This is a genomic window from Chitinophaga sedimenti (genome assembly GCF_023156195.1).
GTDB lineage: Bacteria > Bacteroidota > Bacteroidia > Chitinophagales > Chitinophagaceae > Chitinophaga > Chitinophaga sedimenti.
Genome location: NZ_JAKUKA010000001.1, coordinates 2,299,193 through 2,309,968 on the forward strand (window position 1 = coordinate 2,299,193; position 10,776 = coordinate 2,309,968).

At 51.2% G+C, this 10,776-nt stretch carries 12 protein-coding genes; 9 read left to right on the top strand and 3 right to left on the bottom strand.

The genetic code is table 11. From position 1 onward, the window contains the following. Nucleotides 1-24: 24 nt before the first annotated feature. Nucleotides 25-3,363 carry a DUF5107 domain-containing protein gene (locus MKQ70_RS13170; RefSeq protein WP_248071707.1) on the bottom strand — a complete coding sequence of 1,113 codons (3,339 nt, stop codon included), beginning with the start codon at nucleotides 3,361-3,363 and terminating at the stop codon, nucleotides 25-27. A 163-nt stretch (nucleotides 3,364-3,526) separates the two neighbouring features. Here MKQ70_RS13170 and MKQ70_RS41200 point away from each other — a divergent pair, with 163 nt between their 5' ends. Then, nucleotides 3,527-3,853, top strand: a complete 327-nt coding sequence (locus MKQ70_RS41200) for an AraC family ligand binding domain-containing protein (RefSeq protein ID WP_248071710.1) — start codon at nucleotides 3,527-3,529, stop codon at nucleotides 3,851-3,853. Next, entirely contained in the window at nucleotides 3,841-4,257 is a 417-nt protein-coding gene (locus MKQ70_RS41205) for an AraC family transcriptional regulator (protein WP_248071713.1), read from the top strand. Before MKQ70_RS41200 ends, MKQ70_RS41205 begins: the two co-directional genes overlap by 13 nt. 119 nt (nucleotides 4,258-4,376) lie before the next feature. On the opposite strand, the gene MKQ70_RS13185 is transcribed toward MKQ70_RS41205, so the two are convergent. Together MKQ70_RS13185 and MKQ70_RS13190 are read right to left on the bottom strand one after the other, a co-directional pair. Continuing rightward, complete coding sequence (locus MKQ70_RS13185) at nucleotides 4,377-5,096, bottom strand: hypothetical protein (protein WP_248071716.1); 720 nt, start codon at nucleotides 5,094-5,096, stop codon at nucleotides 4,377-4,379. Between the two features lie 57 nt (nucleotides 5,097-5,153). Beyond that, the gene (locus MKQ70_RS13190) at nucleotides 5,154-6,047 is read right to left on the bottom strand and encodes an SDR family oxidoreductase (RefSeq protein ID WP_248071733.1); all 894 of its coding nucleotides are present in this window, start codon (nucleotides 6,045-6,047) and stop codon (nucleotides 5,154-5,156) included. Between the two features lie 108 nt (nucleotides 6,048-6,155). Between MKQ70_RS13190 and MKQ70_RS13195 the strand changes: the two genes are divergently transcribed. From MKQ70_RS13195 to MKQ70_RS13225, 7 genes are all read left to right on the top strand, one after another. Further along, the gene (locus MKQ70_RS13195; protein WP_248071736.1) at nucleotides 6,156-6,734 is read left to right on the top strand and encodes a Crp/Fnr family transcriptional regulator; all 579 of its coding nucleotides are present in this window, start codon (nucleotides 6,156-6,158) and stop codon (nucleotides 6,732-6,734) included. A 56-nt stretch (nucleotides 6,735-6,790) separates the two neighbouring features. Beyond that, complete coding sequence (locus MKQ70_RS13200) at nucleotides 6,791-7,747, top strand: glycoside hydrolase family 43 protein (RefSeq protein WP_248071746.1); 957 nt, start codon at nucleotides 6,791-6,793, stop codon at nucleotides 7,745-7,747. 170 nt (nucleotides 7,748-7,917) lie between these two features. Next, entirely contained in the window at nucleotides 7,918-8,328 is a 411-nt protein-coding gene (locus tag MKQ70_RS13205; RefSeq protein WP_248071749.1) for a DUF1398 domain-containing protein, read from the top strand. After that, nucleotides 8,318-9,070, top strand: coding sequence for a helix-turn-helix domain-containing protein (locus MKQ70_RS13210; RefSeq protein ID WP_248071751.1), 753 nt, complete (start codon nucleotides 8,318-8,320; stop codon nucleotides 9,068-9,070). Before MKQ70_RS13205 ends, MKQ70_RS13210 begins: the two co-directional genes overlap by 11 nt. 433 nt (nucleotides 9,071-9,503) lie before the next feature. Continuing rightward, nucleotides 9,504-9,797 carry a TetR/AcrR family transcriptional regulator gene (locus MKQ70_RS13215; protein WP_248071754.1) on the top strand — a complete coding sequence of 98 codons (294 nt, stop codon included), beginning with the start codon at nucleotides 9,504-9,506 and terminating at the stop codon, nucleotides 9,795-9,797. Continuing rightward, nucleotides 9,794-10,240, top strand: a complete 447-nt coding sequence (locus tag MKQ70_RS13220; RefSeq protein ID WP_248071757.1) for a hypothetical protein — start codon at nucleotides 9,794-9,796, stop codon at nucleotides 10,238-10,240. Before MKQ70_RS13215 ends, MKQ70_RS13220 begins: the two co-directional genes overlap by 4 nt. A 190-nt stretch (nucleotides 10,241-10,430) precedes the next feature. Continuing rightward, complete coding sequence (locus tag MKQ70_RS13225) at nucleotides 10,431-10,751, top strand: DUF6660 family protein (RefSeq protein ID WP_248071760.1); 321 nt, start codon at nucleotides 10,431-10,433, stop codon at nucleotides 10,749-10,751. Nucleotides 10,752-10,776 lie beyond the last annotated feature (25 nt).

The window sequence follows — 10,776 nt, forward strand, 5'->3', positions numbered from 1 at the left end:
GATTCATAACGAAAAATTAGTGGATTAATTTACGGATTCAATATCGATTTTTCGCAGCAGCTGCCGATGCAACAAAGCGCCGGAATGATGCGCGTCTATGCTCAGCACCCTATCAAACAATGTCGCCGCCTGTGCGTTATGCTGCGACTGCCCTGTAAGCGCCAGCCCCAGGTACCCGAGCGCCGCCATGTACAGGCAATGCAAACGGTTCTTCAGGTCAAGATCTGCATCGAACACCAGCAAATCCGGCAACGACACGGCGAAATAATCAATTTCAATATGATCATGCTGATGCTGCTCACTGAAATCGATAAGCCTGAACACTTTTTCTGCCCGGCTTTGCTCACCTAACCGCGCCCAGGCCAGTCCGCGGTACAGTATTTTATCCGGCTGCGGATCATTATAAAATATAGCCTGTACCGGCGCTGTACTACCTTCGGCCGCCTTTGCCCACCACTGGCGGGCTTCTTTGTCATTACCGGCGAGGGATAATGCTTCGGCGCGTAAAAAGAACAGGTCATTTTCCGGCGCGCCGTATAACTTACCTTCTCCAAGGTTATGCGGAAATCGCTCGGCTAACGCCAGTTCACCAAGCGCTGCTTCCGCATCTCCCGTAGCGATGTGTTGCCGCGCCAGTTCAAGATGGGCAACCAGGTACTGGCCCGTTACCTTACCTTCCCCACCTTCCCATGGATGAAAGACGTGGGAAGCCAGTGCGGACGCAGCTTCCTGGTAACGGCCCAGTTGATTCAGCAAGGTTACGTACTCAAGGTACAATTCATCGCGGTGCACCACCAAGTCCATGTATTCGTCGAGGTGATCGAGGCGTTTCTGTGCGGATCTATTTACCTTCTTATACAACTGGTCAAGCTCCATCAGTACGCGCGCATCCGTATCGTCCAGCTGGAAAGCTTTCTCCATCAAGGCCAGCGCATTTGACGGATGATGCCGTTTGTTATACATGGCCAGCGACAAATTACGATAAACGGTTGCAAAGTCGGCCCCGAGCGCAATGGACTCCTCCCAACAATGTACTGCGTCGTCAGACAGGCGTTTATCGTACCAAAGGTTGCCGAGATAGTACCAGGTCTTGGGATGCGGCAATACGCTCAGCACGTATTGCAGCGCCAACGCATCTTCCACCCGATGCGGGAAGCAATATTCATGGGAGCATTTGTGCCCCGCCTCCGCGAACTCCTTTGCCTGTGCAATCTCGCCCTGTTTACCCGCTATCCAGGCCAGGTAATAGTAACACAGTGGCGATACCTTCGCCGTGTGTTGCATGTGCAGTTGCAGTAAGCCGGAAGCCTCATCCAGCATACCTGCATACACGTAATCCAATGCATATTCGAGCATGGTATGCATCCAGTTGCGCGAACGTTGCAGCAGCAAATCCAGGCTGGAAGTGTTATTATCGATCAGGTGCTGCTCGTACAGGCAACCGTAATTGAACGGGTCCAGCTCCAGTGAAACGCGTCCCCATTCAGCTGCAGCTGCCGCACGACCCGCTTTACGCAGTATTGCCGCTTTCAGATGGCGGGCGGTATGACTGTGCCAGTTACGCACGAGTGATTGTTCTGCCAGCTGCAACGCCTCGTCCCACTGCAGCCTGCCGGCCGCAATACGCGCCAGGTTCAGGAACCCGGCATGCTGCCAGGCCTGGCTCCAGGTAGCTTTATAAAATGCATCATATGCTTCGTTCGTTTTATCTTGTAACAGCAGCGCCCATCCGAGGTTATAGTAACATTCGCTGTCGTAAGGATTCGGATTGCGGTAAGTGGCGGTGGCAATGGCTTTATGCAGGTAGGGCGTAGCCAGGTCTGGCCGGGCTTTACGCAGGAACAGCAGACCCATAGCGTTACTACAGCGGATATCCCCCGGATCGCGGCGAAGCGCTTCCTCGTAATAATCGGCAGCATTGTATGTTGCATGGCGGTACTGTTCGATATGCTGGCCCGTTAAAAATAACTGTTCGTTCAGCTCCACCTCCGCCGGCTTCCTGGCGGCTACTGCTGCCGGGGGCAATTCCTTTTCCCCCGGCGGTTGCGCGTTATAAGCTACCAGCAGGCGGCCGCTTTGCAGGTCGCGTACTTCTACCAGCAATGCATTTACATCTACCGCGTGTGGCCAGGGAAATTCCTTTACGAAAGGCATATCCGGTGCGCCCTGGACGGTGGTGCAGTACAGCACTTCCGCACCGGAACGCAGTTGCACTTCCACTTCTCCATAAAAAGAGGTAAAATGTATGCGAATGATGCCGCCCGTCTCATTGGCCTCCAGCCCTACCGCGGCTTCTTTCGTAGCATTCTTCACTACGCCCACCTCCCGGTACGGCATAAAATATTGCACAAATTCCTTTTGCTCGAAAGGTTGAATCCAGGAGAAATCGGGCTGATTATCAGTAAATACGCCGGTCATCAGCTCAATATATGGCCCGTCTTCGTCTGTAAGATTACGGTCCCATGCCTGGCCAAATTCACCATGGCCCCAGGTCCATTGCTTTTTACCGGGAGATACATGATGGTCCGCCACGTGCAGCAAACCGCCGCCGCTATCATGCTCATAACCACCGATGAAGTCGTAATCCGACGAGCCTGCCATGTAGGAAGTGGGCACCGGGATATTGCAGTAACGCGAGATATCGGTACCCGGTGCATAATCCACTTTATAATACGTGCCTTTTGCAATGGGAAACGACGATACATCGCGGCGTCCATGATCAAACACGGCATATACATCCGGTGGAAATATAGATTGATAGTAGTCGTTCACCTTCACGGCCGGATTGGCCCACCAGAGGAAAGTTTGAGGGAATGGCGTACGGTTATACAATTTGGCCGTTATTTCCAGGTACGCTTTTCCGGGATACAACGTAAAACCAGCCATCCCCTTTGTTCTGAAAATCAGTTCCACCTCATTCACCCAACAGGTAACACTGCCATTTTCATTTTCAATAATCGTAAAATCCACAGGATCGAATGTACTGGGGCGATGGTGTTGGGGCCAGTTAAATTCAATACCGCCTGATATCCACGGGCCGGTAAGACCTACCAGCGCCGGCTTTATCACCTGGTTGTAGTAAACGAAATGGCGTTCCTTCACCTTATCGTAAGCCATCTGGATACGGCCGCCGAGTTGCGGCAGGACCATGATCTTCAGGTATTCATTTTCGAGAAAAACGGCGGTGTAGGACTGGTCCGTTTTTTCATCCATGATTTTATCGATCACGGGGTGGGGATATACTACACCGCTGCTGCCCTGGTATACGCGCTTCTCGAGGAACATCGGGTTCCTGTCAGGCTGGCCGACAGGATACGTAGGAATGACCACCTCTTCCGTCCATATTTTAACGTGCGAATTCATGATTCGTAGATTATTATTGATCGTACAAAAAAACTTTTTTAACTTTAAAAGGCAGCGACTATATGACTAATCTTGTGGACTTTCTTATTATTACGCTTTAAAAAACACACGTTATCTTGAAAGCACAGCGAAAAAAGACGGCTTCCAGGGCCAGAAGGCAATCGTGATCCCGCGTGCGGTGTTGCAGACCAAGTGTGCCAATCATCCCCTGATCAATCAATTACACATCACGGACATCGGCTATTACCCGAAGGCGCGCTACCATTACCGCGAAAGAAGCACCGGTGCGGAACAGCATATATTGATCTATTGCCAGGAAGGCGCGGGCAGTTTTACTTTGCAGCAACGGGCATACGAAATATCGGCGGGTGACTTCTTCATCATTCCCGCTAAGTCGCGCCACACCTACAAAGCGGATGCAGATAATCCCTGGACTATTTACTGGACGCACTTAAAGGCGCTGCGGCAGACGACTGGGTGCAGCAATTAATGCAATACCTCGACGGTCCCAAAGGCTTTGTGCCCGATCGTGAAAAAACAGTGATGCTGTTTGCCGAAATTTACGCCCAACTGGAAATGGGCTATAGTGTGGATCATCTCATGCACAGTAACATGTGCCTTTGGCATTATCTGTCCTGTTTCATCTACCAGGATAAAAGTAACAGTCGCGGCAACGCAGTCCTGGCAGACACTACGGATGCCGCTATCGACTTCATGAAAAAGAACGTGGACCAGAACCTTACCCTGGAGCAGATTTCGCAGGCGGTTAACTTCTCCCCTTCGCACTTTTCCTTACTATTCCGCAAGAAAACAGGCTTTTCGCCGATAGAATACTTTAATCATTTAAAGATGCAGCACGCCTGCCAGTACCTCCTTTTACCGGCCAACGCGTAAAAGAGATCGCACTGGCCGTGGGCATCTCCGACCAACATTACTTCTCCCGGATATTCAAAAACGATGGGCGTATCGCCGCAGGATTACCGGCTGAAACGCACGGCGGAAGCGGGTAAAAACTAATGACGGGAAGAAACATATAAATAAATGCCGCCGGCGATCAGCGCGAGCAGTATCCAGACGAAGATCTCTACCTGCAGCTCCTTTTTTCTTTCATACTGATAAGAAGCGGCATTGATAAAAAACGTGGTAAACAGCTGCGGATCGATGCGCAGGTCAGGACGATAGCTGCGGATACCTTGCAGGAACGCTGCAATCAGCTCACCACGATTGGCATAAAAAATAGCGGCGACATGCGTGCCACGAAAATTACTGGTGTGCGCTTTCTTTACCCCCTTTTCCCACCACACGACCAGGTCGGCGCTGATGCGCGCGCCATTCACTATCCCTGACGTTGTACGTTTACCGATATCATATACCAGTTCGTAGCGGCTGACGCCGGCAACCGGATTAGCGGCAAACTGCTTCCAGGGCAGTTCTTTAATGATCTTTTTAGAAAAACGATTGTAATAGTGCAGTCCTTGTGCATCAATAATCAGGTCCGTATAGCGGGCCCCTTTCAGGAAGAGCAGGTAAAAACAAACAAATATTACTGCGGCAATAACGGGAAGGAACAAACGTAATAACATAGGCTCATCTTCTTCCATTACCAGCAACCATATAGCACCTGCGAACAACCCGGCAGCAGCCAGCAGCAACAATATGACCACCAGTGCCATAGCAATGCTGAATAATGGCGCCGGACGGGAAGATACAGGCGTGAACGTGGGTGTATTCATGCCGCGAATATACACAACGAAAACAGGAGGACGAAGCCTTTCGTCCTCCTGCCTACATTAACCGAAATAAGCATCGCTGTCGAGGTCCGCGATGAGCCCGGGTCCCGAAGGACTCCAACCCAGCCATTCGCGGGTAAGTTTGCCTGAAGAAGGCACATCCAGCGAAAAGAAATGGCCGAGGAAGCCGAAATGGTCTGCCGCTTCAGCCGCTGCTTTAGAAACGACCGGCAGGTTTAAACGACGCCCGATCACTTCCACAATCTCGCGGGTCGGCACTCCTTCTTCACCTACCGCGTGGTACGTGGTACCGGCCAGCCCTTTTTCCAATGCGAGCCTGTATAAGCGCGCCGCATCGGAACGGTGCACCGCGGGCCATACATTACGCCCGTCTTCCACGTAAGCCGCTTCGCCTTTTTCACGGGCAATGTTGATGAGCCAGGGAACAAAACCATGATCTCCGGCGCCGTGTACCGAAGGCGGGAGGCGTATCAACATGGCGCGTACCCCCTTTTCGGTAAAGGTGCGGGTAAGCACTTCGGAGAACGAACGCACTGAGCCTGCGCCTTCCGTTTTACCAGCATCCAGTTCAGTACCGGTTTTGCCGGGAGCTACGGCCGCGGTGGCCGAAGTAACGATCAATGGCCGGCCGGAACCCGCCATTGCTTCTCCCATTGCGGTTATCGCCTGCCTGTCTACCTCCCCGGCTGCGGCATGCCGCGAAAAATCATGGATGAAGGCCGTGTGAATCACCCCATCGGTGACAGCGACGGCCCTTTGCAGGCTGTCGGTGTCTTCGAGGGAGCCTTCATGCACGCTGGCCCCGGCAGCGGCAAGCGCTTTTGCGGCATCTTCCGACCGGGCCAGTCCCAACACGGAATGCCCGTTTTGCAATAATTCCTGTACGATGGCGGACCCGACGAAGCCGGACGCCCCTGTTACAAATACACGCATAGTATTCATTTTCTACAAAATTCGGTCGAACCCGCCCCGTCAACAAGGTCATTTGACACAATTTTCCTGTACGGGGACTGTTTGTATAAAAGCCCTACCTTTACGGATATGTTGGAGCATTTCATTGCATACATGCGGGAATCGGGCGGTTTTAACGAGCAGGACCTGAAGAACATAGCGGAACAATCCACACCCCGGAAAATGCGCCGCCGGCAGTTGCTGCTGCAGGAGGGCGAGGTGTGCCGGTATAAAATCTTTGTCGTAAAAGGCCTGCTTCGCACTTATCGCCTCAAGGACGATGGATCGGAATACATCATGAAGTTCGCCCCCGAAAACAGCTGGCTGACCGATCCGGACAGCTTTCACCGGCAAACGCCGTCGCTGTTTTATATTGATGCGCTGGAAGAGGCCGAGGTGGTACTATGGACAAAAGACAACTTCGTGCACCTCTGCACCACGATCCCGGCCCTGAAAGCCTATTCAGATAAGGTGATCAACCGCAGTACAAGTGAAAGCCAGCAACGTATCCTCATGAATATCAGCTATACATCGGAAGAAAAATACGAAGCCTTCATGGCCGCCTACCCGGACATTTTACGAAGGGTGCCGCTGCACATGGTTGCCTCGTACCTGGGCGTATCCCGGGAAACACTGAGCAGGATCAGGCATGCGCGGATGCGGCAATAACCCGCTCTTACAATTTTGTTATGGCTCCAGCGGTAATTTCCCTATCTTCCGCACCTATGAAATTGCATCAGTACATTTTCCACGCCATGCTGCTGGCCGTGAGCCTCAAAAGCACTGCGCAGCAAGCCTCCGTTTTCCTTGCGGATCCCACTATTTTCCAGGACAAAGGAAAGTACTACCTCTATGGCACCAGCAGCGAGCGGGGCTTCCATGTATACGAATCCTCCGATCTTAAAACATGGACACAACCCCAGGATACAGCGCGCCGTTTTGCCTTGAAGCGTGGCGAATCCTTTGGTAAAGGCGGCTTCTGGGCGCCGCAGGTATTCAGGAACAAAGGCGATTACTATATGGCCTATACCGCCGATGAGCAGATCGCCATTGCAAAAGGACCCGGCCCGCTTGGCCCCTTCAAACAGACTACCCTGAAAGCCCTCAGCGGCACCGGCCGGCAGATAGACCCCTTCATCTTTTTCGATAAAAGCGGCAAGGTGTACCTCTATCATGTGAAACTGCAGAACGGCAACCGCATCTTCGTTACAGAAATGAAGCCCGACCTGTCTGATATTATCCCGGGAACAGAAAAAGAATGCATATCGGCATCTGACAAATGGGAAGACACTGAGAACGCGAAATGGCCGGTAACGGAAGGTCCGACCGTGATTTTACATAAAAAGACGTACTACCTGATTTACTCCGCTAACGACTTCCGCAGCAAAGACTACGCGGTAGGCTATGCTACTTCTACCTCCCCTGTGGGCCCCTGGAAAAAATACGAGGGCAACCCGATCATCAGCCGCCAAACCGTTGGCCATAACGGCTCCGGCCACGGCGACGTGTTTATGGACCAGATGCGCCAGATGCATTACGTGGTGCACACCCATAACTCCGACACCCGCGTATCGCCCAGGGCTACCGCTACTGTGAAGCTGGATTTCAAACCAGGCAAGGATGGTGTGGATGTACTGGAAGCCGATGGCAAATCATTCGAGTGGCTGCAGCGCGCCAAATGATGGAATTTATCGGGCAGTCTTGTTCACAGCATCCCATATGTAATATCAATACCAGTGAGAGATTCAGCGAACGGCATATAAGGTCCACAAAAACGGCCGTACCTGTATAAATCAACGATTTTTTACAATCCGGGCAACTGATATTCATCGACCTTTGTGAAAAAAAAGAGATGTTTACCGTAGCACAAATTCATGCAGCGCACGACAAAGTAAAAAGCGGCGCGGACTTCCCGGCCTATATCGGTGAGATCAAAACGCTCGGCGTTACCGGCTTTGCCACCTGGGTAAAGGATAGCCATACCGAATACTTTGGCGCCAACGACTACCGGACGCAGTCCGCTCCCATGTATGCAACGCTCACAATTGCGGACAACCCGGACGCTACCGGCTTCGAAGCACGCCTGAAAGCGCATCAGCAGGGAACTACCGACTACCTTACTTTTTGCCGTGACTGCGCGGAAACAGGCATAGAAAAATGGATCGTGGACCTGTCGGCCATGACCTGCATTTACTACGATAAAAAAGGAAATGAAGTGCTCGTGGAAACCATACCTTTGGTATCCGATCAACATGAAATTTGATGCTTACATACCATGCGAGCGGCTGCGCCCCTACATTAAACAATTTGTAGTGTCGGAGAACGATGCGGCGGCAGCATACAAAGTATTTCCGTCTACCGGTATGGTCATCGGCTTTCAATACCGCGGACAGCTCGCCACAGAACATGGCCAACTGGCTTCCGCAGGCATCACCGGCATGTCGGACAGCTATAAAGTCTTTCGCAACTCCGCGCACACCGGTACCGTACTCATTTACTTCACCGAAACAGGATTTACCCATTTCGCGGCGCACCCGGCACATACGTTATTTGGATTAAGTCTTTCCCTGGACCATATCTTTGACCGCCACGCCGTACAGGAAGTAGAAGAAAAACTGGCGGAAGCTGGCACAGACCGGCTGCGGATCAAAGTAACAGAACAATTTCTGCTATCCAGGCTGAAAGATATTGCAACAGATAAACTGGTGATGCAGGCTGTGCAGCTTATTTATCAATCCAACGGAAATATCAGGATCAAAGAAATCAGCGAACGGTTGTTTATCAGCCAAAGCCCGCTGGAAATGCGCTTCCGGAAAGTGGTGGGCGCCACGCCTAAAAAATTTGCATCGATCGTAAGATTTAATGCCGTGCTAAAAGACTTGAACCACGCGAAAACACTCACGGAGATCTGCTATGCGCACCAGTTTTTTGACCAGGCACACTTTATCAAGGATTTCAGGCAGTTTACGGGAGATACGCCAGAGAATTTTAAGCGGTTCCTGTAGCTCCCACAGGCCAGGAGCCCGGTGATCTTCCTTACAAAATCATCCGGCCGCCCTGTTCCCCGGGACTTCCAGTTAGTAGGCTGCGGCAAACAGGGTGATCGTATAAGGATCTGAGTGGCGGAAGGAGGGTAACAGCCCAATGCCGTTACCTTTTCGCCGCACGCCTGCAACTGAAAAACGTTCAGAAAAGGGTTAACATGAATGGAACAACGATGATGTTTGCCTGATTTATAAATGGAAGTTCAATGGAGGAAGAGCAATCAGTAGATAATTTACATGGTTGGTATTCAGTTCTGATGCAAAGGTAACGGGCTTCTTCCGGACCACCAAAAATAATCCACACAGATGAGGGATAATATGAAGCAGCTTGCTAAAACCGCCATGGTTTGCGGATCTACTTAAAAAATCGCAACTTGCAGCAAAGTGAACAAAGATGCCAAGAAAAGTAACAGACGGCCCCATCAGAAATAAAGAGCGGACCCGGCAAAGAGTTATAGATGCCCTGGGCAACATCGTGATAAAAGATGGTTTCTCCAACCTCAACATCAGTAAAATTGCGGAACAGGCGCAGGTAGACCGCAAAGTGATATACGACTACTTTGGCGGACTCGATGGTGTAATCAAAGAATACCTCGATACCAAAGACTACTGGAAAGTGGTGGCGGACAATATGCCGTCTATCCGGAGCATAGCAAAGCCGATCACGGCAAATCCGCAGCCAATATGATCCTGGAGCAGCAGTTCGACAGTCTTATGTCCAACGAAGAAATGCGCCGTATCGTCACCTGGGACCTCACCGATAATGTTGAATCGCTGCAGGTGATGGGGCAAAAACGCGAAGACATCGGCGAACAGCTGTTTACGCAGCTTACCGACGAGCATTTCAAAAACAAGACCACCGATATCCGCGCCGTTACCGCCATTCTCGTGAGCAGCGTTTACTACCTCACCCTGCACGCCAAAATGAACGGCAGCACGTTCTGCGGCATCGACATCAGAGAACAGGAAGGAGAAATGAAAATAAAAAAGCACTCCGGCAGATTATCGACTGGGCTTATGCGCAGCCATAACGCTATTTGGAAGAAAGCCACACACCACAAACCTATCCAACGGCGCATATGCATCTCTGCATCGCGGACTTTTCACCGTGCCCGAATAAACGCGCTGTGAAAGGAAGAGTAAGTAGCCTGAAAGCAGGACGACCAGCCTCATAATGCTAAATACAGGTCAAATTGCAACCGTTATGCAAAGATTCTTAACACTGTTAAAAGCTGCTATTGTCGCGGATTTAACCTTGACAAGCGCCCGTTAACGCCTCCTTATCATGTTCCCCGTTATTAAAAAGGGTTATATTTGCGTCATGCGATTCAGTGCTGTCATATTCATGCTCGTTATCCTGATGCAGGTATTAATACCCTGCTCGGACAGCTTTGCGCTGGCGGCTGATCAATTGCAGACGGAACAGCAAATATCTTCTTCCCACGACGACACCCATAACGACATCGATCAATGTGGCCCGTTCTGCGAATGCGCCTGCTGCGCCTGTCCAACCGTAGTACAACATGCGGTTGACTATACTTTCGTAGAAACTACCTACAAACAACGATACACCGTTTACACCCAATCCGAGAAGTTAGGCGTATCCGCCGCTATCTGGCAGCCTCCCCGGCATGTTGCTTAATCTCCCTTTATTTTCTTTTTTATTC